This window comes from Aminobacter sp. NyZ550 (assembly GCF_025628925.2).
Lineage (GTDB): Bacteria > Pseudomonadota > Alphaproteobacteria > Rhizobiales > Rhizobiaceae > Aminobacter > Aminobacter ciceronei.
Window position 1 is genome coordinate 989,734 of record NZ_CP114190.1, and the last position, 22,303, is coordinate 1,012,036.

Below are 22,303 nucleotides of genomic sequence, written 5' to 3' on the forward strand. Positions count from 1 at the left end.
CTCCGCTCCGGTACTCGGAATCCATCATTTTCGGCTCGGCCTGGCCCGATCCGGCCGTGCCCAGCTGGCCGAATTGAATTGACGGCTGGCCGACTACTTCCCGAATCTCGGTGCCATGCTCTCGATGCGGGCGATCATGTCCTGGAGGTCTTCGAGGATGTGCTGGTGCAGCCGCTCCGCGAGTTCGGGGTATTCCTCGAGGATGCGGTGGAACATCTTGCGATTCAGTCGGATGATTTCCGAATCAATGGCGGCGGCAGCACTGGTCAGGCGCCTGGTATCGGCGATGAGGGCGAGTTCGCCGAGCATCGAGCCGGGGCCGGCGGAGCCGAGATCGGCGCGCACGCCGTCGGTCTCGCGGTAAAGCGCAATACGTCCCGATATCACGACATAGGCCGAATCGGCCTCGTCGTCCTCGCGGTAGAGCTTGCGATCGGCGGGGAGGTTCACATTCTCCGCGCCGAAAGCCAGCAAACGCAGCTGTTCTTGTGTGAAGCCCTCAAACAGCCTCACGCCGGACAGGATGCGGATGTCGTCATCCAGCGCCATTATGTCCCCGACTTCTCAGACTGGCTCCCCTCCCGTTGTTAGCCGGTTCCCCGTTCCAAACTAACAACATATTCCGCTTATCCCCCCGAAAACCAAAGCTGATTTTGGGGCGATTCAGCAAACCAGTCAGGGGACCAGCTTGTATCCGCCGCTTTCTGTCACAAGAATTTCAGCATTGGAAGGATCGCGCTCGATCTTCTGGCGCAGCCGGTAGACATGGGTTTCCAGCGTGTGGGTCGTGACCCCCGAATTATAGCCCCAGACTTCCTCGAGAAGGACGTCGCGGGTGACCACTTTCTGGTCGGCGCGGTAGAGATACTTGATGATCGAGGCTTCCTTTTCGGTCAGCCTGACCTTGCCGCCGCGGGCGTCGATGAGAAGCTTCTGGCTCGGCTTGAACGTATAGGGCCCGACCGAGAAGGTGGCGTCCTCACTCTGCTCGTGCTGGCGCAGCTGGGCGCGGATGCGGGCGAGCAGGACGGCGAAGCGGAACGGCTTGGTGACATAGTCGTTGGCGCCGGCTTCGAGGCCGAGGATGGTGTCGGAATCGGTGTCGTGGCCGGTCAGCATGATGATCGGCGCCTTGTAGCCGCCCTTGCGCAGGATCTTGACCGCCTCGCGCCCATCCATGTCGGGCAGGCCGACATCCATGATCAGCAGGTCTATGAGGCCGGCGCGCGCCGCGTTGACGCCCTTGGCCGCCGTCGCTTCCTCAAGGACTTCGAACTCCTCGTAGAGCGCCAGCTGTTCGACCAATGTGCTGCGCAGATCGTCGTCATCGTCGACGATGAGGATAGTGCGTGAGGTCATGGATCAATCCGTTGTTTCAAAATCAGTATTCAGTTGACCGCGGCAATCGAATGCGGAAGCTGATCGCCACAACTTTCAGCGGTAGTGATTTGTTCCGCAAGGCGATCATACAAGAAAAATCAAAGGCGTAATTGGGGCGGGTGCATTTTTGCGCAATGGCATTTCGACAATCGTCGTGCGGGCCAAGCCCGGCGACCCGACCAAGGGGCTGATGCAGGTCGGCGGGCTGGTGTTTCCCTGCGCGCTGGGGCGCGGCGGCATCACCGCGAGCAAGCGCGAGGGCGACGGCGGCACGCCGCTGGCGTCGATGCGGCTGTTGTCGGGCTATTTCCGCCGCGACCAGTTCGTGGCGGGGCAGAGCCGCCTGCCTATGAGCCCGATCGGCGCCGATCTCGGCTGGTGCGAGGTGCCGGACGACCGCAACTACAACAGGCCGGTGAAGATACCTTACGGCGCCAGCCATGAGCGGATGAAGCGCGACGACAACCTCTACGATGCTTGCCTGGTGCTCGACTGGAACATCCGGCCCCGCCGGCGCGGGCGCGGGAGCGCTATCTTCTTCCACCTGGCGCGGCCGGGTTTCACGCCGACGCAAGGCTGCGTCGCGGTCACGGCGCAGGTGATGGCGCGGCTTCTGCCGCAACTGTCGCGCCGGACCGTGCTGAAGGTGGTGCGCTAGTCACTGCACAGAAAGCGGCCCGAAGATCGGGAGACATGATCCTCGGGCCGAGCGTGCTCCCAGAGTGAGCTTGGGAGATGGGAATCAGTGACGGTTCAGGCGACGGGGCTGCTGCCAGCCGATGTCGAGCAGGCCGAGACGGCCGAGATCCGCATCGACGGCCCTGGCGATATCCTTTTGGGCGATACCGGTGTCGCGGCGATAATGGTCCGACAGCTCGGCCGCATCCTGCGGCGCCGGCACGTTGAGTGCTGCCCGCATCTGGCGAAGCCAGTCGAAAACCGGCTGCAGCCGCGACGGCTGGACAAAGGTGGTTCTCAAGACAGCGGTGGACATGGTCATTTCCGTTTCGTCCGGACATCAAATCCGGTTTGACATTGGTTGAACTGGGCTCATGATGCAGTGCTGAAAGGCAAAAGAGAAACGAGTAGTTCTTTCTCGACCATCAAACCAAATTTGAAGATCCGGCAATGCGCTTCGTACCTGGGACACGTGCTTTGCGAACGCTGGCGGCCGCAGGCAAGCATCTGAATTTCACCCGCGCCGCCGACGAGCTCGGCCTGACGCCGGCTGCGGTCAGCCACCAGATCAAGGAAATCGAGGACCAGCTCGGCGTCACCCTGTTCACCCGCACCAGTCGGAGCATCAGGCTGACCGAGGCAGGATCGGCGCTGGTCGACGCTTCGGTCGATGCGCTCGACGTGCTCAACCGCGCGGTGTCGCGGGCGCGCAAGCTCAGCCGCGGCACGGCGCTGCTCAAGGTGACGCTCGATGCGCAATTCGCCTCGAAATGGCTGATGCGACGCATCGACGGGTTCCGCAAGCTGCATGCCGACATCGAGCTGCGTTTCGACATCAGCTACGAGGTGCGCGACTTCGACCTCGACGATGTCGATGTGGCGATCCGCTTCGGCATGGGCAAGTATCCCGGCCTGCGCGCCGACCGGCTGTTCGACAACATGATCATCCCGGTGTGCAGCCCGCGGCTCCTGGCATCCGGGCCGCCGCTCAAGGTGCCGCGCGACCTGTTCCACCACACACTGGTGCATATCGAGTGGTCGCAGCAGGGCGTGACCTGGCCGAACTGGCGGATGTGGATGGCAGCTGCCGGCGTCGACGATTTCGACGACAGCCGCGCCATCGTCTTCACCACCTCGTCGGACGCGGTACAGGCGGCGATCGACGGCAGCGTCGTGGCGCTTGCCGATTTCGCCATGGTCGCCAACGACCTGTCGGAGGGGCGGCTGGTCCGGCCATTCGACCTGGGCATCCGGGTGTCGCGTGAGTTCGCCTATTTCCTGGTCTATCCCAAGACGTCGGAGGGCGACCCGCGCATCGGGGCGTTCCGAGACTGGATCATCGAGGAGGCGGCGAAGACGGAGATTTGAGTGCGTCGATTCACGTCATCCCGGAAACCGGAGCGCAGCGTAGGGTTATCCGGACCCGATCGCCCGGGATGACGATCGCAGGGAGCTCGGTTCAGGCAAATCGCCAGACGATGGTGCGCTTGACCTCGGCGTCCTCGAGGGCGCGGGTGACCGGCACCTCGTAGGTGGCGAGCTTTTGCAGCCGGTCCTTGGGCAGGTAGGAGCGGCCGGGGTCGCCGACGAGCACGTCGGCGCCGCGGGACCGAAGCGCTTCGAACCACGGCACGAGCCGGTCGGCGAAAGGCTTTTCGTAAAAGACGTCGCCGGCGAGGACGACATCCCAGCCGTCGTCGCGCCCGACCTGGTCGGCGCCGAGGAAGCCGACCTCAACGGCATTGGCCTCGGCATTCAGCCGGATCGCCGTCTCGCAGAACGGGTCGATGTCGGCGCCTGTAAGGTTTGCAGCCCCCGCCTTCATCGCAGCGATGGCGACGAGACCCGAGCCGGAGGCAAAGTCGAGCACACGCTTGCCGGCCACGGTTTCGGGATGATCGAGTACGTAGCGCGCCAGACCCTGGCCGCCGGCCCAGGCGAAGGCCCAGAAGGGCGGCGGCAGGCCGATCTCGGACAGCTCTTCCTCGGTGCGATGCCAGAGGTCGTGCGCTTCGTCGGCGAGATGGAGTGCGACCTCGGGCACATGCGGCGGCCGCATCAGCGCCGTGTTGGCGCGGATGAAGCTTGCCGCCCCCTCTGATGTCAGCCGTGTCGGGGAAACCGTGGTCACGGCGCCCTGTCGAGGCCTGCCATGCGGCAGACCTCCTGCCATTCGTCAGGCGTCACCGGCTGGACGGACAGGCGCATCGAGGTGACGAGCGCCATCTTTTCGAGCTTCGGATTGGCCTTGACGTCGGCAAGGGTCACCGGCTTGGGGACCGGGCTGTGGTAGCGGATGTCGACGCACTCCCAACGCGGGTCTTCAGTCGTTGTGTCATGATGGGCGAGCGCGCAAACCTCGGCGATGCCGACGACTTCGAGCCCCTCATTGGAGTGGTAGAAAAAGCCGAGGTCACCGATCTGCATGGCGCGCATGTTGTTGCGGGCGAGGTAGTTGCGCACGCCGTCCCACTGCGTGCCTTCCTTGCCCTTGGCCTTCAACATCTCGAAGGAGAATTTGAACGGCTCGGATTTGAACAGCCAGTATTTCTTCTCGCTCATCTCGTCCCCTCTTGGCTTGTGGTCAGGCGCTGGCCGGGTTGTTGAAGACCCAGTTCCACGGCCGGATCTGGACGCTCTCGAACAGGCCGGCCTTGGCGTAGGGGTCGGTGCCGGCGACTGCCTGGGCAGCCTCCGCGTCAGCGGCATCGATGACGACGAGCGAACCATCCGGCTTGCCGTCGGCATCGAGGAAGGGGCCGGCGAATTTCAGCGCGCCCTTGGCGTTGAGGTCGTTGAGGAAGGCGACATGGTCGGGCCGTGCGTCGAGGCGGACCTGGAGATGGTTCGGCTTGTCCTTGCAGATCAGTGCGAAAAGCATGTTGTCCCTCTCGATTTGGACGTTCAGTCGGCTTCGGCGCGCAGCGGGCGGGTCATCAGCCCGGCGACGGCCTCGTTGATGGTAATGGCATTGTCGAGCAGGGCCGCGACTGCCTCGATGATCGGCGCGTCGAGGCCACGTTCACGGGCGATGCGGGCGGCGATGTGGGCAGTGGCGACACCTTCGGCGAGCGGGCGGCCGGCAAGCTCTTCGCCTTTGCCGAGTGCCACGCCATAAGCGAAATTGCGCGATTGCACCGACGAGCAGGTCAGCATCAGGTCGCCGAGGCCGGACAGGCCCATCAGCGTTTCGGGGCGGGCGCCGAAGGCGGCGCCGATGCGGCGCAGTTCGACGAAGCCACGGGTGACAAGCGCTGCCTGGGCCGAGGCGCCGAGACCGGCCCCGGTGACGGCACCGGCGGCGATGGCAAAGACGTTTTTCAGCGCACCGCCGATTTCGACACCGATCAGGTCGTCGCTGGAATAGCAGCGCAGGTTGGCTGCCGAGAAGCGCACCGCCAGAGCCGAGGCCAGCGCCTCGTCTTCGGCAGCGACGACGACGGCGGTGGGGAGTCCACGCGAGACGTCGGTGGCGAAACTCGGGCCGGACAGTGCCGCCACGGGATTGTCGGGCAAGATTGCGCTGGAGATGTCGGACAGCAGGCGGCCGGTGTCGCGCTCGATACCCTTGGCGCAGAGCACCAGCGGAACATCGTCGGCGATATGCGGCTTGACCTCGGTCAGCACGCTGCGCAGGGCCTGTGCCGGGGTGACGACCAGCACGCAATCGGTGCCGGCAAGCGCCTGGGCAAGGTCGGTTGTGGCGGCGATGCCTGTCTCGAAGACGATGCCGGCGAGATAGCGTGGGTTGGTGCCCTTGGCGATCGCCGTGACGCTGTCTGTGTCGCGGGCCCAGAGCGTGACGGCATGGCCGGCGCGCAGCATGGCGAGCGCAAGTGCCGTGCCCCAGGCGCCGCCGCCGAGAACCGTGACCTTGTATGCGCTCATGCCTTGGCTCCCCGCCTGCCGGAACCGACGACCGGGGCTGACACGCTGTCCAGCGGCCAGCGCGAGCGCGGTACAAAATCGAATGCGTTGGGTTCGACGAGATCGGCGCGCAGGCGCTCGATGCCGGCCCAGGCGATCATTGCGGCATTGTCGGTGCACAGCGCCATCGGTGGCGCGATGAAGTCAAAACCGTTTTTGGCGCAGAGCTTTTCCAGCATGGCGCGGATCTGTTTGTTGGCGGCGACCCCGCCGGCGACGACGAGGGCCGGGGCTGCGGTGTCGGGGAACTCGTCACGGAAGCGGGCCAGCGCGCGCTTGACGCGGTCGCCGAGCGTATCAGTGACGGCTGCCTGAAACGAGGCGCAGATGTCGGCGACGTCCTGGTCGCTGAGGGGTGCCACCGATGTTGCTGCCTGGCGCACCGAGGTCTTGAGGCCGGAGAAGGAGAAATCAGGCTGGGCCGAACCCTTCATCGGGCGCGGGAAGACAAAGCGCGAAGCGTCGCCCGACTGGGCTGCCTTTTCTACATTGGGGCCACCTGGATAAGGCAGGGCCAGCATCTTGGCGGTCTTGTCGAAGGCTTCGCCGAGCGCGTCGTCGATGGTGGTCGCCCAGCGCTGATAGTCGCCGACGCCCTTTACCAGGACGATCTGGGTGTGGCCGCCGGAGACGAGCAGCAAGAGGTAGGGAAATGCGAGGCCGTCGGTGAGCCGCGCCGTCAGCGCGTGGCCTTCGAGATGGTTGATGGCGATCAGCGGCTTGCCCACTGAAGCGGCAATCGCCTTGGCCGTCATCAGCCCGACGATCAGCCCGCCGACGAGGCCGGGACCGGCCGTGGCGGCAATGGCGTCGATGTCTTCAAGGGCAACGCCGGAATCCTCGAGCGCCGCCTCGACGATGCCGTCGAGAGCCTCGACATGGGCGCGCGCGGCGATCTCCGGCACGACGCCGCCAAAGGCCGCGTGCTCGTCGATCTGGCTGAATACCGTGTTCGACAGGATGCGCGGCGGCTGCCCGGATTCGAGCGCAACGACGCTGGCCGCGGTTTCGTCGCAGCTTGTCTCGATGCCAAGAACACGGATCAATTGGTCGCTACCCTGCATGATTGCCCGGTGGTAATTTCCTAGATAGGAGGTACGGGACCGCCCCGCCAGCGCGGGGTTATCACGGACCAAGCGCTATGCAAACTAGAGCCTTGAGAATCGGAACCCGCGGCAGCCTGCTGGCGCTCGCCCAGGCGCACGAGACGCGTGCGCGGCTGATGGCAGCGCACGGCCTGCCGGAAGAGGCATTCGAGATCGTGACGATTTCGACCAGCGGCGACCGCATCCAGGACCGGCCACTGTCGCTCGCCGGCGGCAAGGGGCTGTTCACCAAGGAACTGGAAGAGGCGATGTATGCCGGCGAGATCGACATCGCCGTGCATTCGTCCAAGGACATGCCGACGCAGCTGCCCGACGGGCTCGAATTGTCGGCGTTCCTGCCGCGCGAGGACCCAAGGGATGCGTTCATCGGCCGCGCGGCACCCAGCATCATGGAACTGCCGCAAGGTGCCGTCGTCGGCTCCTCGTCGCTCAGGCGGCAGGCGCTGATCCGACGCATGCGGCCCGACCTCGACGTGGTGATGTTCCGCGGCAACGTGCAGACCCGCCTGAGGAAGCTTGACGAGGGGGTGGCCGAGGGCACGATCCTCGCCAATGCCGGTCTGCGCCGGCTTGGGCTCGAGGAGGTCATCACCGATCTGATGGCGCTCGACGCCTTCCCGCCGGCCCCCGGGCAGGGTGCCATCTGCATCGAGAGCCGCATTGGCGATACTGCTGTCACCAACATGCTCGAGGCGATTGATCACAAGCCGACCGGGCAGGCTCTGGCCTGCGAAAGGGCGTTTCTGGCCGCACTCGACGGCTCTTGCCGCACGCCGATCGCCGGATATGCCGAGATCGACGGCGACAGGCTGTCTTTCGCCGGGCTTATCCTGACCCCGGATGGTACGCTGTGGCACGAGGCCAAGGCCGACGGCCGGGCGGCGGATGCCGCCGAGATCGGCCGGAATGCCGGCGACGAGGTGCGGGCACGGGCCGGCACCACATTCTTCGAGGGATGGAGCTAGATGGCACAGCGGGTGCTGGTGACGAGGCCGGAACCCGGCGCAACCCGCACCGCGCGGCGCCTCGATGCGCTCGGCTTCGAGCCTGTAATTTTGCCACTTTCCGAAACGCGACCGCTGCCGGTGGCGCGTGAAAGCGTCCCGTCCGGCGCGACGGCGATCGCGGTGACAAGCGCCAACGCATTGCGACACGCGCCGAGCGGGCTTGTCGAGCGACTGCGGGGCCTGCCCTGTCACGCCGTTGGCGCAAAGACCGCGGAAAGCGCGCGCAAAGCCGGCTTCTACTCCGTCAACGAAGGTCCTGGCGACGCTGCCGCGCTCGCCGACATGATAGCAATCGAACTCGGCAAGGCGACGGTTGCCTATCTGTGCGGCCGGGTACGGATGCCGGACTTCGAACGTCGCCTCGGCGTCAACGGGGTGCGGGTGGTGCCGATCGAAACTTATGACACTGTCGCGCTCACTCCGGCCCCTTCCTTCGTGCGCCAGCAGCTTGGCGGGCAACCAATCGACGCCGTGCTCGTTTACTCGGCGCGTGCCGCAGCCGCCTTCGGTTCGCTGATGGAAATGCACGCCGAGGCGGATTTCCTGATGCGCAACGCGCGTTGCCTTTGCCTGTCCGGCCGCATCGCTTCGGCGCTGGTCGGCGGTATCAGGGTCGAGGTCGCGCGCGATCCCAATGAGGATGCGCTGCTGGCGCTTCTCGGCGATCCCGACTGACGGAAAGGCTACTTGCCATCAACCGGCCTTTTTTCGCGGGACGGTGGGTGTTACTGGTTTTTGATCTTCGAACCCGCATCTGCCGCGGGATTTATGCCAACGAAATCGCGGAGCCCCCAGCATGGTCAAGACGCCGAAGACGCGCCATTCGAAGACGCATCGCGATCCGGTGACGATCGAACTGGAGTCGGGCGCGGTGTCGCGCGTCGAAGAGGCCGCCAAGCCTGACGCTGAGACGGAGGCGGTCGCGGCGACGGCCGGCGAAGAAGCCCTGACCTCGGCAGAGACGCCGCCAGAGGAGACGGCGGCGAAGGCAGACAGCGCCTATGCCTCCTATGACTACAGCTTCGAAAACGACAAGCCGGCCGAAACGCCCAAGGCCGAGGCGTTGTCGCGTGCTGCTTCGTCGAGTTCGGCTGGGTCGCGGGCAACAAGTGCTGCAGCCTCGGCTGCATCATCGAATCGTCAATCAGCATCCGGACTGCTGCCGGGCCTGGCCGGCGGCGTGATCGCGCTGTTGGTGGCCGGTGGGCTGCAATATGCCGGCGTGCTGGGTGCCCCCGGTACCGGAACCGGTGACAATGGACAGATGCAGGCCGAAATCGCCTCGTTGAAGTCGCAGCTGGCCGATCTCGGTGCTGCCGCCAATGGCGGTGCGGCGCTGAAGGGTGACGTCGACGGCCTCGCCGCTGCCGTCCAGCAGGTGAAGTCGGACATCGAGGCGCTGAAAGCGACGGCCGGCCAGGCCGGGTCGAATGAGGCCCTTGCCACGCTCGACGGCCGCATCGCGCAGGTTGAAACTGCCGTGGCCTCGCTCAGCCAGAACAACGGCGCTTCGAGCGAGATCGCAGCACTCACCGAGCGCGTCAGCGGCCTTGACGCGGCGCTGAAGTCGGCGGGCGAGGCGGCGACGGTCGATGACGGCAAGATCGCGACGCTGGAGCAGTCCATCTCCGCGCTCACTTCGAAGGTCGACGCACAGGCGTCGCAGCCCAAGATCGCGCTGGCGATCGCCGCTTCGGCGTTGAAGGCGGCTGTCGACCGGGGCGCGGGCTTCGGCGCCGAGCTCGAAACTTTCGCCGCGATTTCCCCGGAGGCGCCGGAACTGGCGGCCCTGAGGGCTCATGCCGAAAAGGGCGTGCCGACACGCGCCGATATCGTGACCGAAACCGATGCGGCGGCGAATGCGATGATCGCTGCAGCCAAGCCGGTCAACGAGGATGCCGGCATCCTCGAACGGCTGGTGTCGAGCGCCGAGCAACTGGTTCAGGTGCGGCCGATCGGGGCGGTCGAGGGCACCGGCGTGCCGGAGACGGTGGCGCGCATGGAGGTGGCGGTCAACCAGGGCGATTTCGCCAAGGCGCTGGCCGAATATGACACGCTGCCCGAGACGGCGAAGGCTGCGGGCGCCGACTTCGTTGCCAAGCTTAAGGCGCGGCTAGATGTCGAAACGCTGGTCGACAAGCTTGTCGCCGGCGCGATGAAGGCATGAGGGACGCCAGATGATCCGTATCCTGTTCTATCTGGCCATCGTTTTTGCGCTCGGGCTGGGCTTTGCCTGGCTGGCCGACCGTCCCGGCGACATGGTCGTGACCTTCAGCGGCTACCAGTACAAGGTCAGCCTGATGGTGGCAGCGGTGGCGATCACCGCGATCGTTGCGGCAACGATGTTGACCTGGTGGCTCACCAAGGCGGTTTGGAATAGCCCTTTCACCATCGCCCGGCATTTTCGCGCCCGCCGGCGCGACCGCGGCTATCAGGCGCTGTCGACCGGCATGATCGCCGCCGGAGCGGGCGACGCCGCACTTGCGCGCAAGAAGAACAAGGAAGCCGCCAAGCTGATCAACTCCGACCAGGAGCCGCTGATCCTGCTGCTTGATGCCCAGGCGTCGCTGCTGGAGGGCGACCACGACACGGCGCGGCAGAAGTTCGAGGCGATGCTGGACGATCCCGAGATGCGGCTGCTCGGCCTGCGCGGGCTCTATCTCGAAGCCGAACGGCTCGGCGACCGGGCCGCTGCACGCCACTATGCCGGCCGCGCCGCCGGCCTTGCGCCGCAGCTCGGCTGGGCGGCGGATTCGACGCTCGAGGAAAAGTGCGAACGCGGCGACTGGGACGGCGCGCTGGCGCTGATCGACGCGCAGAAGTCGACGCGCCAGATCGAGCGCGACGTTGCCAACAACAAGCGCGCGGTGCTTTTGACCGCCAAGGCGATGTCGCTGTTCGAAGGCGATTTCAATGCGGCGCGGACCGCAGCGCTTGAGGCCAATCGGCTGCGGCCCGGTTTCGGTCCGGCGGCTGCAATTGCCGCAAAGGCGCTGTTCCGCCAGAACGACGTGCGCAAGGGCTCGAAGGTGCTGGAGACGGCGTGGAAGGCGGAACCGCTGCCCGACATCGCCGAGCTCTACGTCCATGGTCGCCCAGGCGATGCCGTGCTCGACCGGCTGGCGCGGGCAAAGAAATTGCAATCGCTGAAGCAGAACCATCCGGAATCCTCGCTCGCCGTGGCGCGGGCGGCACTGGAAGCACAGGATTACAAGCTGGCGCGCTCCGAGGCCGAGGCCGCCGCACGGATGCAGCCGCGCGAGGGTGCCTATCTTTTGCTCGCCGACATCGAGGAAGCCCAAGGTGGCGATCAGGGCAAGGTGCGACAGTGGCTGTCGCGGGCCGTGCGCGCGCCGCGCGACCCGGCCTGGGTGGCGGACGGCGTGGTCTCCGAACGCTGGGCGCCGTTCTCACCCGTCACCGGCCGGCTCGATGCTTTCGAATGGAAGGCGCCGGAAGAGCGGCTCGGCCACCTGATCGAGCAGGACGACGAGCCGAACGAGCGGGTGTCGATCCCCAGCATTCCGGCAGCGCAGCCCGCCGGCGACGACATCGTCGACGTGATCGTCGAGGACGAGGTGGCGCAGGAGGCTGCGGCAGTGCAGCCCGTGCCCCCGCGCGCGGTGCCGCCGGCGACCGACGGCGCGATCCTGACCGACGAGGATGACATGGCCGAACCGATCCGCTTGCCCGACGACCCCGGCGTCGATCCGGAAGTGGAGCGGGAAAACGCCCAGAAGCGGTTCCGTTTGTTTTGATTTCAGCTCGACCCTAGATCTAGGCTTGGCCCAAACAGGAACCGACGATGTTCGAACGCATGATTTCGTTTCTGAAGGACCTGCCGGCGGCAGGGTCCAAGGCGAGCCGCGAGGACGATCCGCGCGTTGCCGCGGCGGCGCTGATGTACCATGTCATGGACGCCGACGGCGACCGGCAGGACGTCGAATGGGAGCGGGTCAAGCAGTTGCTGAGCCAGAGCTACGGCATTTCGGGCGCCGAGCTCGACCGGCTGGTCAAGGCCGGCGAACAGGCCGACAACGAAGCGATCGATCTCTATGCCTTCACCAGCGTGCTCAAGCGCAGCCTCGACGACCAGGCGCGCAAGGACTTCATCGGCATGATGTGGGAAATCGTCTATGCCGACGGCGAGCTGCATGAGATGGAGGACAACACCATCTGGCGCATCGCCGAACTGATCGGCGTGGAAAGCCGCGACCGCGTCGAGGCCAAGCGCAAGGAGGCTCAGAAGGCGCAGCGCCAGATCGGACCCGAAGCGGACGAGTAGCTGTAAATGCCGGGCAAGGCGCGACCCAAGATCCTGGTGGTGCTGCATCAGGAGCATTCGAGTGCCGGCCGCGTCGGCCATGTGCTGATCGAGAACGGCTTCGAACTCGACATCCGCCGGCCGCCGCTCGGCGATCCCTTGCCCGACACGCTCGACGGGCATGCCGGCGCCGTGGTCTTCGGCGGCCCGATGAGCGCCAACGACCAGGATGAGTTCGTTCGACGCGAGACCGACTGGCTGGCGGTGCCGCTCAAGGAAAACCGTCCGTTCCTCGGCATCTGCCTCGGCGCCCAGATGCTGGTCAATCACCTCGGCGGCAAGGTCGAAGGGCATGGCGAGGGGCTTGTCGAGATCGGCTGGTATCCGATCAAGGCGACCGAGGAAGGCCGCAAGCTGATGCACTGGCCCGAGATGGTCTACCAGTTCCACCGCGAGGGCTTTTCGCTGCCTGGGGATGCCGTGCTGCTGGCGTCGTCGGAGAGTTATCCCAATCAGGCCTTCCGTTATGGCGACAATGCCTGGGGCATCCAGTTCCATGCCGAACTGACGCGCGTGATGATGCAGCGCTGGGTCGTGCGCGGCGCCGAACGCTTCGTCTTGCCAGGCGCCCAGCCCGGCCGCGACCATCTCGGCGGCCGGCTGATCTGGGACATGCATCTCAAGCGCTGGCTCGACGAATTCCTGGTCAGGATCTTCGGCGAACCGGCCAAGGGCTGAGGCTTACTTCTTGCCCTCGCGGGCGTCGATTTCGCTCTGCTGGGTGTCGATTGCCGCTGCCTGCACCTTGGTGTTCTGTCCGGCGCCGACCATCCAGCGTCCGTTCTCCTTGACCAGCACATAGAGCGGCGAACCTTCGAGTTCGCCTTCGATAGGCGTGCCGTCCTTGTGGATCGGGCGCTGGCGGACATTCACCGCGGCCACGTCGGGGCTCAGCATCGTGACATGAGCGACGTCGTAGCGGGCATACTGGTCGCCCAGGTCAGGGGTCAACACCTTGCGGGCGAAGTCGGAGATCTCGGCCTTGTTGCTGAACCGCCGACCAAAGGCGGTGACCCAGACGGCGTCGGGACGGAACAGAGCGAGGAAATCGTCCGCCGAGCGTTCGTTCTGCGAGCGCTCGACTTCGGTGATCAGCTTGTTGATCAAGGCGAGGTCGTTGTCATTCACATTGGACATGGTCATTCCGAATTATTCTGAGGGCTCGCGCAGTGTTCTTCTTGCGGTGATCAGGCGGGGCAAGCATCGCGATCCCCTGACCGATGTAGAAGAATGTATGAATACGTTGCGACGTTTGCAACGCCGGCAAAGCAACCGGGCAATGGAAAGGTCAGACGTGCCGGTCGAGGTGCCTGACCTTGCGCAAGGCAGGGAACGTCCAGGCCCAGATGCCGGCAACGGCAATGGCGCCGATGCCGCCGAAGACGACGGCGGGCGCGGTGCCGATCAGAGCGGCCATGGTGCCGGCGCGGAATTCGCCGAGTTCGTTGGAGGCGCCGACGAAGACGCCGTTGACCGCGTTGACGCGACCACGGACATGGTCGGGCGTCCACAGCTGGATCAGCGTTTCCCTGATGTAGACGCTGACCATGTCGGTGGCGCCGAGCAGCGCAAGTGCCGATATGGAGACCCAGGGGATCGTCGAGATGCCGAAGACCGCCGTGGCGACGCCGAACAGCGCCACGAAGACGAACATGACCTTGCCGGCATGGTCGCGGATCGGGTGCCCGGCGAGCCAGACGGCGACGATGATGGCGCCGACGCCGGGGGCGGCGCGGAGCAGGCCGAGGCCCCACGGCCCGAGGTCGAGAATGTCGCGCGCATAGACCGGCAGCAACGCCACGGCGCCGGACAGGAGCACGGCGAAGAGGTCGAGCGAGATGGCGCCGAGCACGACCTTTTCGCCCCAGATATAGCGGAAGCCGGCGAACAGCGTCTCGACCGACGGCTTGTCGGTCTCGCTGCGCTGGACCGGCCTGGGGATGGAGAAGATCAGCGCCGTCGATGCCAGCATCAGGACGGCGGCGGCACCATAGGCGATGTCGGGCGACAGACCGTAGAGCAGGCCGCCGGCGACCGGGCCGACGATCGTCGCGGTCTGCCAGGCCGACGAGTTCCAGGCGACCGCGTTGGCGAAGTCCTCTGATGGCACGAGGTTGGCGACCAACGAAGCCGAGGCCGGACCGAAGAAGGCACGCGCAATGCCGAAAACGACGAGCACGGCGAAGATCGGCAACGGGCTTGCAAGGCCATGGTAGGTCAGCGCCAGCAGGGCCGCCGCACAGGCGGCCTCGACTAGGGCGGACAGGCCCATGATCAGCCTGCGGCCGAAACGGTCGGCCACGACGCCGGTGACAAGGACGAGCAGCAACGCTGGGGCAAACTGGATGATGCCGACGAGGCCGAGGTCGAAAGGGTCGCGTGTCAGGTCATAGACCTGCCAGCCGACGCCGACCGAGATGATCTGCGTCGAAAAGGTACCCAGGAAGCGTGCCACCCAGTAGCGCGAGAACGCGCCATGGCGGAAGGCGGCGAAACGCTGTTCAGGTGCCGTGGCGGTCTGGGATGTCATCGGGGCGGGCGAATGCACCTGTTGCGGCGGCGGTCCGGATCGCGCCAGCCGACACGCGCTGCATAGCGCAGTTTGCGGACGGGCGGGCGGACAAAATCAGCTGGATCAAGATTTTCCGGGTCGGCTGGCCAGCGTGGCCCGGCACATCACGCCACCGGGCCAACGCCGCATGGTCCCGGCCAGCTTTGCTACCTGACGAAGACCGTCACCACGCCATCTTCGGCGATTCTGGCGGCCAAGATGGCCGAGGTGTCGACCGTGTTGGCGTCGATCTGCTTTTTCAGCGCGCTGTTGGCCATGATCGCGGCCTGCACGCCGGTGATATCGGCCTCGTTGTCCGACACGGCCTTGTCCAGTGCCTGCTTGTCGCCGGGGCTGACGATGTCGGAAACCTTGACGACACGGACGCTGCCGACGGTCGTCATGGCCTGGATCGCGGTTGCAGTGCTCCGGCTGGCTTCGATGGCCGACATGACGGTTGCGAGATCGGCCATTGCGCCGGTACTGGCCGTCGTGGACCTATCCAGCTGCGCAGCCGGCTTGGCGGCGTCCTCGGCGGCGGCGGGTACCGCCAGCGTTGCCGACGCGATCAGGATCGCGATAGCGTGTGCATGTTTCATCTCTTTCCTCTCGAATTCCTGGCCTCTCAAATTTCTGGCCGCCGCCCAGGTGACAAACCGACCGGGCCGGTTTCGGTTCCGCGAAAATGCCGTTTCGGGTGACGTCGGACGGCAGGTGCGGGCAGAGAGTAAAGCCGAGTGTCGCCGATCAGGCGCCCATCATCCAAAGCACTGCGCTCGACGCCCCGAACACCACGGCAAGATAGAACCAGTCTGTCCAATCCATCGATGACTCCTGAGATCAGGGCGTGCCACGCAACGACCGCGTCCGCCGATACTGCCTGTTGGGCGGCAGTTGCATTGCAAGGCCGGTTCGGTGCCTGGACGCCGACAACTGGCGACGCTGGTCACTGCAACAGATGCAGCACCAGGACAAAAGCAGTGGCGTTGGTGTGGAGCATCGTTGTTGCCATCGCCAGCATCGTGGCCGCGACGAAATAAAGTTCTATGCGCTGTTCGCCTTTTTCGGGGCGTTGCGGTTGAAGTGGTGTCGGCATGATGTCGGCTCCAGCGATATCAGCTGATTCAATTCCCGAAACGACCGACAGTTCCATGACGTCGACCAGGATTTGACAGAAGGCTGGTGCGGGCAGGCTGCGTTACGCCTGGATGCCTGGACCGATGCCGTTCGACGGTATCGAAGGCGACGGCGGGCGCCAGTCCGCTGCCGAACCGGGCCGTCGCAGCGCCGCCGGTTCCTTGGCGCGGGCCCAGCAGTAGTAGAGCAGGAACGAGCCGATGACATAGGGCTGGAGGATATCCACCTCGAAGAACGAGCGAATGACCAAGAGCGCGAGCAGGCCGGTCTGCAGCAGGGCTTCGGTCCAGTCGCCGTCGGACAAAAAGCGCGCGATGCAGAGCCTGAGGATGGCGAGCAGCGGCAGCACGATCATGACCGCGCCAACATAGCCTGTTTCTACCAGCGCCTCGATATAGGTGTTGTGGAAGTGGAAGCCGGTGCGGGCGGGGATGTAGAACTCGTTCCACAGCCGCTCGGCCTCGGAAAAGCCCTGCACCCAGTAGGCGGCATAGCCGACGCCGAGCAGCGGCGTGTTGGCCGCCGCATCGATGCCCTGCTGCCAGAGATAGGTGCGGCCAGTCAGCGTCGAATCCTTGCCGAAGGCGCCGAGCACCATGTCGGCCGCGCCGAAATTGAGGGCGGCCAGCACTGCCGTGCCGGCAAGCGCGAGGCCGGCGGCGAAGAAGATCCGGCGATGTGTCGGCGAGAATGCCTCCAGTCCGGCGATGGCGACGACCATGGCAATGGCCGCGGGCGTGGCGAGCATCGATGTCGCCGATTGCGACAGCACCAGCGACGCGGCCGAAAGGGCGACGACGCCGAGCGCAAGGAGGCGAGCGATGCGGCTGCGTGTCAGGAACAGCGCGAAATAGCAGCCCAGCAGCACGCCCAGCGAGGCGTAGAAGCCGAGCTGGTTCTTGGAACCGAAGGCGCCGACGAAGCTGTAGCTGCCGTCGAGCGCGTCGTAGACATAGCCGCCCTGCAGCATCGAATAACCGAGAATGACGGCGATGCCTGCGATGGCGCCGATGCACAAGGTGCGCGCATCGATGACACGGGCGGCGATAACGGCGCAGACGACATGTGTGAGGTACTGGAGGGCTGCGCGCAAGGTGACGTCAGGCGCGTCTGACCAAAAATAGGACAGGCATGCCAAGAACGCGAAAGCCAGGAGTTGCGGCGACCGGGCAAGGCGGCCGAGCGTGCAACGGTAGTCGACCAGCACCAGCGGCAGCCACACCGCGTAGTACATCAGGATCGAGATCTGGCCGATGCGGAAGGAATAGGCGAAGACGAAGAACGAGACGGCGACCGCGAACGCGCCGTAGAGCGTGTTGCGGCCGGGTTCGACCAGTGACGACTTCCTGATCCGCATCGTGTCTGACCCGATCAGCTACTGGACGAGCGGGCTACCCGACCGCACGACCTTGATCACGTCGCCGGGCAGGATGGACGTGTCCTCGGCAGCCGTGATTTCCGTGCTCTTGCCATCGCTGCCCTTGCGGACGAGGACAAAGGACGTCGGCTGCTCGATGCCGGCTGCCGCGGACGCCGTGCCGCCGGCTTCGGCGATCAGTCCCTTCTGCATGCCGAGCTTGAGCGTCACCGCATTGAGCTCGCCGACAGTCTTCTGGCGCTCGACGGCGAGTTCGGATTCGGCGTTGTTCCTGAGATCGATCGCTTCCTGCTCGGCCTTGCTGACGTCCTGCTTGGCACGCAGCGTGGCGGTCTCGAGGTCGAGGATCTTGCCTTCCATCTCGGCGATCGAACGTTCGGTCGACAGCACGCGTGTGTTCACGACGAGCCCCTTCTGCGCCAGCGTGTCGATGCCACTGAGTTCCTTTCTGGCGAGTTCGACCTGGCGTTTCTGCGTCTCGGCCTTCTGGCCGAGCGAGACGATCTCGCTCTCGAGCAGGCCCTTGAGGTTGTCGAGCGCCTGCAGCCGGAGCGTGAGCTTCTTCTGGCGCGAGGCCATGATGGCGGTCTCGTTGGCGACCATGCCGTCCACCCCAGGCAAGGAGGCGATGTCCTTTGGGGCGGCGAATTCGGTCTTGCCGGTGAGTTCGGCGTCGATGCGCGCCTGCGTCACCATCAGGCGGAGCTGCTCGTCGGACAGCACGGCGTGGCTGCCTTCGGCGTTGATGAGGTCGCGCTCGGTGCGGGCGCCGTCGGCGCCGCGACGCATGCCGCCGGCGATGCTGACCGCCTTGAGCACGGTGAGGTCGGGCGCATAGGCATATTGACCGGGGCTCTGGATGTCGCCGGAGATGTAGAACGGGCGGAACTGCGCGACCTCGACCGAAGCCTCGGGGCGATCGGACAGGCCGAACTTGTCCTGCAGGGTCTTGCCGATGGTCTCGGCGATCTCGGCCGTCGTCTTGCCCGCGGCTTCGGTCTCACCGACGAACGGCAGCGACAGCTTGCCGGAGGGGCCGACCGTGTAGTCGCCGCTGACCGAGGACCAGTCGCGGAAGGCGCCTTCGACGGTCTGCCATTCGACGACGCGGATTGTCAGCTTGTCCTGGGTGCCGAGCTTGTAGTCCTCGGCTGCGGCCAGGGTTGTCGCGAAAGCGAGGGCAAGACAGAGCGCGGCGCCCATGCCGAGCAGGCGCTTTGCGCGCTTGGGAGTGCTGATGGTGTTCAACGGTATCGTCCATTCCTGTGCCGCGACATCTCCGGGGATGCGCGGCTGGGAGTGGCCGCGCGCGTCGGCGCAGCCCGATTGCGGCAGGATCAGTAGCTGCCGCGCGACATGCAGACGGCCGGAACCGTCTTCAGGATGATGCGGATATCTTCGACGAGCGACCAGTTCTCGACATAGTGACGATCGAAGGCCACGCGGCTGTCGTAAGAGACGTCGTTGCGGCCGCTGACCTGCCACAGTCCTGTGAGACCCGGCCGGGACTTGAGGTAGAAGACGACGGCCTTGCCGTAGTATTCGAGCTCGTCGCGGACCACCGGGCGCGGGCCGACGATGCTCATGTCGCCGAGCAGGATGTTGATGATCTGCGGCAGCTCGTCGAGGCTGAGCTTGCGCAGCACGGTGCCGACGCGGGTCACGCGCGGATCGTCCTTGAGTTTGCGCGTTGCCTCCCACTCGGCCCGCGCCTCAGGATCGTTGCGCAGATGAGCGGCCAGAACTGCATCGCCGTCTCGAACCATGGTGCGAAACTTGAGGCACTGGAAGATACGGCCGCCGCGGCCGATGCGGCGATGGCCGTAGAAGACCGAGCCGCCGTCGGAGACTTTCACCAGTAGTGCGATGAGCAGGAACAACGGGCTCAGCGCGACGATGCCGAGACCGGCACCGACGATGTCGAATCCGCGCTTGGCCACGCCACCGAGCGGAGGAAGGTCGGCGGCCATATGTGGAAACTCCAAGCTGCTCGACTTGGCTAGATCCCTCATGCTGCAACTCCAATTGGTCGATAGATCGCCCCAGAATCGCCCCGTGTCAGGATAGGATTGGTATGCTGCGCCGCAACACACGTTTTTTTGACGCGTGAAATATTTGCGCCAGTAGATGTCCAAGAACCGTGCATGGCCTGCACAAAAAGAGTCCATTGCGACAGTTTTGTGTCCTCAAGATTAATGCGTATGCAGAATCAATCCAGTCCATAAGGTGGAAATGCCTGAAATTATATCTTCGTCATGCTGCTGTTTAGTCGAACAAAGTGCGTCACGAGGTACGAGCATATTGTTGCAGGCGGCTGATATCGCAAAAATTTCTGAAATAACGCCATCAAAGGCAAAAATCGTTTCGACTTGGGGCATCGCCGGACGGTGCAATGCAGCATTCATCTTTGCCGTCTAGACTCGCTCTCCAAGAGGCTCCGCTTGCTGACAGTTGGGCGGGTCAATATAGTGGAATGACGTTCTTCGCGCCGACCGGCTGGGGCCGCGCAGGCATCAAGATAAAACGAAGGAACGGACACGGGCGGAAGCTTTCAGGGCAAGGGGAGTTGCAAGCAACATGGCGACGAAATCAGTGCCGATGCCTCCGGCCTGACGATCAGCTGACATGACTTTACCCAAATTCGTGTTCGGCATGGCGATGGTCATCGCTGTCGTGGCGTTGTGGTCCTACATGGATGCTGCCGGCTGGGGCACGATCTTGCTGCGCGCGGTGATATGCGCGGTTGTTCTTCAGGTCGGATACTTTCTCGTCGTGCTGGCAATGGTGGCGCGCGCCGGGCCGAAACCGGTGGAAACCGGCAAGTCGAAGACCGCGGCTGAAGGTACCGCCACTGTTCCAGCCGACGACCTGACCCCGAAAGGCAGCGCTCACTAGACCGACAAGATCGGCGTGAGCGGCCGCCTGTTCCGGCAGAATCGCTGCCGTCCTGCCCGTATATGTAAGCAAGACGCGACGCTGCCAATCCGAAGGCGGCCTTGGCGGCCTCGGTGTGATGAAACCGTCATATGTGATCGGACGAAGCTGCCTGCAGCCCTTGGAAAGCCGCGGCTTGCCGATGGCGGTTGCCGGTGCCCTTAGCGCCTCCCGTGAATCGCCGTAACAAAAGTTGGGGTTCCCTTGTTAGCAGGTGCAATATAGCTCTTGCGTCGGCGGGCTATGACGAAAGGCAACCGACGTGAGCGGAACCGACGTCTGTGTCATCATTGCTGCGCGCAACGCAGCCGAAACGATCACGACGGCCATTGCCTCCGCTCTGCTGGAGCCGGAGGTGGCCGAGGTGGTCGTCGTGGACGACGCTTCGACCGATGCGACCGAGGCGGTGGCGCGCGCCGCCGATGACGGCAGCGGCAGGCTTCTGGTGCTGCGGCTCGACGTCAATCGCGGCCCGTCCTTTGCCCGTAACATGGCAATACGCCACTCCAGGGCGCCGCTGATCAGCATTCTCGACGCCGACGACTTCTTCCTGCCGGGACGGTTCGCGAAGCTCGTGGACGGCGATGACTGGGATCTCGTCGCCGACAACATCGTCTTTGCCGAACACGCCTCGGTGCGCGACGTGCTGTCGGGCAGCATCGAGCAGTTCGCAGCCGATCCGACCGAGCTCGACCTTGTCGGCTTCGTCGCCGGCAACATTTCCCGGCGCGGCGCCCGGCGCGGCGAGCTGGGTTTTCTCAAGCCGGTGATGCGGCGCGCCATGCTCACAGAGCACGGCCTGCATTATGACGAGCAGCTGCGCCTCGGCGAGGATTATGCGCTCTATGCCCGGGCCCTGGCTTTCGGTGCCTGCTTCAAGCTGATCCACTCCTGCGGCTATTGCGCGGTGGTCCGGTCCAATTCGCTGAGCGGCCAGCATCGTACCGAGGACCTGAGGCGGCTGGCCGATGCCGATCTCGATCTTCTGGCGCTTGCCGGTCTGACAGCCGGACAGCGACGTGTCCTGCGCCGCCATGAGCGGCATGTGCGCGACAAATATCGGCTGCGACATTTCCTCGATCTCAAGGCCAGTGGCGGGCTTTCCGGTGCCATGGGCTTTGCCTTCGCCTCGCCGACGAACCTGTCGGCCGTGACCAAAGGGGCGGCATTCGACAAGCTCGAGCTGCTGCGCCGTCGCAATCCGTCGGCGATGGAAAGTGGCGCTGCACGTCCACGCTACCTGATGGCCGGCTCGGCCGCGAAGGCGGGGTAGGGCGCATGGCATCGATCTTTGCATTCCGCACCCGCAGCCCCGACCGCGACCGGCAGACCGACGAGGCGCGCTTCGGCCAGCTGTCGCGGGCGCTGGACGAACTCGCCGCCGGCATCGAGGCGGAACGAACCGGCATCCGCAACCGCTACGAGGCGGTCTCGGCCAATGCTGCTTTCCTTGTCGAAGCCATGGAAAATTCAGCGGTTTCCGTGCTGCGGGCGCGTGAGATGGACCAGATGACAGAATCGCTCAAGGCCTGTCTGAGACGGATCGAGGCGCTCGGACGGCAAAAGGATTTCGTCGCTGGGCTTCGTCATTCGCTGGACATTTTTGCCGATGAAGGTCGCGAGACCGACGAGGAATCATCGGCACGTTTGGCGCAAGCGGAGGCCCTGCGCCAGTTCTAGGCCCGAGGCGACAGGGCCTGACATCAGGGAGGATGGGAGGATTTCGTCCGGCTGGGGGCATCTCCGGCCGGTGTGGCAATGCGGTTTCCGGGCGGGAGGCGCGAAGACACAAGGATGACCTATGAATGCGAACGTTAGGGATTACAGCGCGTGCCGACCTCTCGGCAGTACCGCTGCGTTGGCAGTGTCGGTCACACTTGC

Annotated in this window: 27 protein-coding genes; 11 read left to right on the top strand and 16 right to left on the bottom strand. The window is 64.9% G+C overall.

Features of this window, described 5'->3' with window-relative positions; translation table 11 throughout:
• Window positions 1–93: 93 nt before the first annotated feature.
• Entirely contained in the window at window positions 94–549 is a 456-nt protein-coding gene (locus N7E70_RS04890) for a cyclic nucleotide-binding domain-containing protein (RefSeq protein WP_067956143.1), read from the bottom strand.
• A gap of 126 nt (window positions 550–675) precedes the next feature.
• Window positions 676–1,359 (bottom strand): response regulator transcription factor, encoded by a 684-nt coding sequence (locus N7E70_RS04895; protein WP_067956144.1) that lies wholly within the window; start codon window positions 1,357–1,359, stop codon window positions 676–678.
• 211 nt (window positions 1,360–1,570) lie between these two features.
• On the opposite strand from N7E70_RS04895, the gene N7E70_RS04900 reads away from it, so the two are divergent.
• Complete coding sequence (locus tag N7E70_RS04900) at window positions 1,571–2,038, top strand: L,D-transpeptidase family protein (protein ID WP_067965955.1); 468 nt, start codon at window positions 1,571–1,573, stop codon at window positions 2,036–2,038.
• An 84-nt stretch (window positions 2,039–2,122) separates the two neighbouring features.
• On the opposite strand, the gene N7E70_RS04905 is transcribed toward N7E70_RS04900, so the two are convergent.
• A complete protein-coding gene (locus N7E70_RS04905) occupies window positions 2,123–2,374 on the bottom strand; it encodes a hypothetical protein (RefSeq protein WP_246670868.1) in 252 nt (83 codons plus the stop codon).
• Window positions 2,375–2,508: 134 nt separating this feature from the next.
• On the opposite strand from N7E70_RS04905, the gene gcvA reads away from it, so the two are divergent.
• Complete coding sequence (gene gcvA, locus N7E70_RS04910; RefSeq protein ID WP_067956146.1) at window positions 2,509–3,426, top strand: transcriptional regulator GcvA; 918 nt, start codon at window positions 2,509–2,511, stop codon at window positions 3,424–3,426.
• Window positions 3,427–3,517: 91 nt separating this feature from the next.
• On the opposite strand, the gene N7E70_RS04915 is transcribed toward gcvA, so the two are convergent.
• The 5 genes from N7E70_RS04915 to tsaD are packed head-to-tail and all read right to left on the bottom strand — an operon-like array spanning window position 3,518 to window position 7,028.
• Complete coding sequence (locus N7E70_RS04915; RefSeq protein ID WP_442866494.1) at window positions 3,518–4,231, bottom strand: class I SAM-dependent methyltransferase; 714 nt, start codon at window positions 4,229–4,231, stop codon at window positions 3,518–3,520.
• Window positions 4,186–4,620: an EVE domain-containing protein gene (locus tag N7E70_RS04920; RefSeq protein ID WP_067956147.1), complete on the bottom strand. Its 435-nt coding sequence runs from the start codon at window positions 4,618–4,620 to the stop codon at window positions 4,186–4,188. The genes N7E70_RS04915 and N7E70_RS04920 overlap by 46 nt, the downstream gene beginning before the upstream one ends.
• A 22-nt stretch (window positions 4,621–4,642) precedes the next feature.
• Window positions 4,643–4,939, bottom strand: a complete 297-nt coding sequence (locus N7E70_RS04925; RefSeq protein ID WP_067956152.1) for a YciI-like protein — start codon at window positions 4,937–4,939, stop codon at window positions 4,643–4,645.
• 23 nt (window positions 4,940–4,962) lie between these two features.
• Window positions 4,963–5,946, bottom strand: coding sequence for an NAD(P)H-dependent glycerol-3-phosphate dehydrogenase (locus N7E70_RS04930; RefSeq protein WP_154386723.1), 984 nt, complete (start codon window positions 5,944–5,946; stop codon window positions 4,963–4,965).
• Window positions 5,943–7,028 carry a tRNA (adenosine(37)-N6)-threonylcarbamoyltransferase complex transferase subunit TsaD gene (tsaD, locus tag N7E70_RS04935; protein WP_263005732.1) on the bottom strand — a complete coding sequence of 362 codons (1,086 nt, stop codon included), beginning with the start codon at window positions 7,026–7,028 and terminating at the stop codon, window positions 5,943–5,945. Before tsaD ends, N7E70_RS04930 begins: the two co-directional genes overlap by 4 nt.
• A gap of 98 nt (window positions 7,029–7,126) precedes the next feature.
• On the opposite strand from tsaD, the gene hemC reads away from it, so the two are divergent.
• The 6 genes from hemC (at window position 7,127) to N7E70_RS04965 (ending at window position 13,100) form a co-directional block, all read left to right on the top strand.
• A complete protein-coding gene (gene hemC, locus N7E70_RS04940) occupies window positions 7,127–8,056 on the top strand; it encodes a hydroxymethylbilane synthase (protein ID WP_067956162.1) in 930 nt (309 codons plus the stop codon).
• Window positions 8,057–8,773 (top strand): uroporphyrinogen-III synthase, encoded by a 717-nt coding sequence (locus N7E70_RS04945; protein ID WP_263005680.1) that lies wholly within the window; start codon window positions 8,057–8,059, stop codon window positions 8,771–8,773.
• 121 nt (window positions 8,774–8,894) lie between these two features.
• Window positions 8,895–10,265: a COG4223 family protein gene (locus tag N7E70_RS04950; protein ID WP_067956166.1), complete on the top strand. Its 1,371-nt coding sequence runs from the start codon at window positions 8,895–8,897 to the stop codon at window positions 10,263–10,265.
• 10 nt (window positions 10,266–10,275) lie between these two features.
• Entirely contained in the window at window positions 10,276–11,856 is a 1,581-nt protein-coding gene (locus tag N7E70_RS04955; protein ID WP_263005681.1) for a heme biosynthesis protein HemY, read from the top strand.
• A gap of 47 nt (window positions 11,857–11,903) precedes the next feature.
• Window positions 11,904–12,383, top strand: a complete 480-nt coding sequence (locus N7E70_RS04960) for a tellurite resistance TerB family protein (RefSeq protein ID WP_263005682.1) — start codon at window positions 11,904–11,906, stop codon at window positions 12,381–12,383.
• A 6-nt stretch (window positions 12,384–12,389) separates the two neighbouring features.
• Window positions 12,390–13,100, top strand: a complete 711-nt coding sequence (locus tag N7E70_RS04965; RefSeq protein ID WP_067956171.1) for a glutamine amidotransferase — start codon at window positions 12,390–12,392, stop codon at window positions 13,098–13,100.
• Between the two features lie 3 nt (window positions 13,101–13,103).
• On the opposite strand, the gene N7E70_RS04970 is transcribed toward N7E70_RS04965, so the two are convergent.
• The 8 genes from N7E70_RS04970 to N7E70_RS05005 all read right to left on the bottom strand — a co-directional run bounded on the left by N7E70_RS04970 (window position 13,104) and on the right by N7E70_RS05005 (window position 19,893).
• Entirely contained in the window at window positions 13,104–13,559 is a 456-nt protein-coding gene (locus N7E70_RS04970) for an SgcJ/EcaC family oxidoreductase (protein ID WP_210252529.1), read from the bottom strand.
• 151 nt (window positions 13,560–13,710) lie between these two features.
• A complete protein-coding gene (locus N7E70_RS04975) occupies window positions 13,711–14,952 on the bottom strand; it encodes an MFS transporter (RefSeq protein WP_263005683.1) in 1,242 nt (413 codons plus the stop codon).
• Window positions 14,953–15,140: 188 nt separating this feature from the next.
• Window positions 15,141–15,572: a hypothetical protein gene (locus tag N7E70_RS04980; protein WP_263005684.1), complete on the bottom strand. Its 432-nt coding sequence runs from the start codon at window positions 15,570–15,572 to the stop codon at window positions 15,141–15,143.
• A gap of 347 nt (window positions 15,573–15,919) precedes the next feature.
• Window positions 15,920–16,126 (bottom strand): hypothetical protein, encoded by a 207-nt coding sequence (locus N7E70_RS04985; RefSeq protein ID WP_067956179.1) that lies wholly within the window; start codon window positions 16,124–16,126, stop codon window positions 15,920–15,922.
• A gap of 45 nt (window positions 16,127–16,171) precedes the next feature.
• The gene (locus N7E70_RS04990; RefSeq protein ID WP_263005685.1) at window positions 16,172–17,467 is read right to left on the bottom strand and encodes an O-antigen ligase family protein; all 1,296 of its coding nucleotides are present in this window, start codon (window positions 17,465–17,467) and stop codon (window positions 16,172–16,174) included.
• An 18-nt stretch (window positions 17,468–17,485) separates the two neighbouring features.
• Window positions 17,486–18,736: a polysaccharide biosynthesis/export family protein gene (locus tag N7E70_RS04995; protein WP_331461883.1), complete on the bottom strand. Its 1,251-nt coding sequence runs from the start codon at window positions 18,734–18,736 to the stop codon at window positions 17,486–17,488.
• A gap of 89 nt (window positions 18,737–18,825) precedes the next feature.
• A complete protein-coding gene (locus N7E70_RS05000; RefSeq protein WP_154386714.1) occupies window positions 18,826–19,500 on the bottom strand; it encodes a sugar transferase in 675 nt (224 codons plus the stop codon).
• Window positions 19,501–19,680: 180 nt separating this feature from the next.
• On the bottom strand, window positions 19,681–19,893 hold the full coding sequence (locus N7E70_RS05005) for a hypothetical protein (protein ID WP_263005686.1): 213 nt from the start codon (window positions 19,891–19,893) through the stop codon (window positions 19,681–19,683).
• A gap of 220 nt (window positions 19,894–20,113) precedes the next feature.
• Between N7E70_RS05005 and N7E70_RS05010 the strand changes: the two genes are divergently transcribed.
• The 3 genes from N7E70_RS05010 (at window position 20,114) to N7E70_RS05020 (ending at window position 22,102) form a co-directional block, all read left to right on the top strand.
• Window positions 20,114–20,383 (top strand): exopolysaccharide production repressor protein, encoded by a 270-nt coding sequence (locus N7E70_RS05010; RefSeq protein ID WP_067956186.1) that lies wholly within the window; start codon window positions 20,114–20,116, stop codon window positions 20,381–20,383.
• Between the two features lie 301 nt (window positions 20,384–20,684).
• Window positions 20,685–21,695: a glycosyltransferase family 2 protein gene (locus N7E70_RS05015; RefSeq protein WP_269441443.1), complete on the top strand. Its 1,011-nt coding sequence runs from the start codon at window positions 20,685–20,687 to the stop codon at window positions 21,693–21,695.
• Between the two features lie 5 nt (window positions 21,696–21,700).
• Window positions 21,701–22,102 carry a hypothetical protein gene (locus N7E70_RS05020; RefSeq protein ID WP_263005687.1) on the top strand — a complete coding sequence of 134 codons (402 nt, stop codon included), beginning with the start codon at window positions 21,701–21,703 and terminating at the stop codon, window positions 22,100–22,102.
• The last annotated feature ends 201 nt before the right edge of the window (window positions 22,103–22,303 follow it).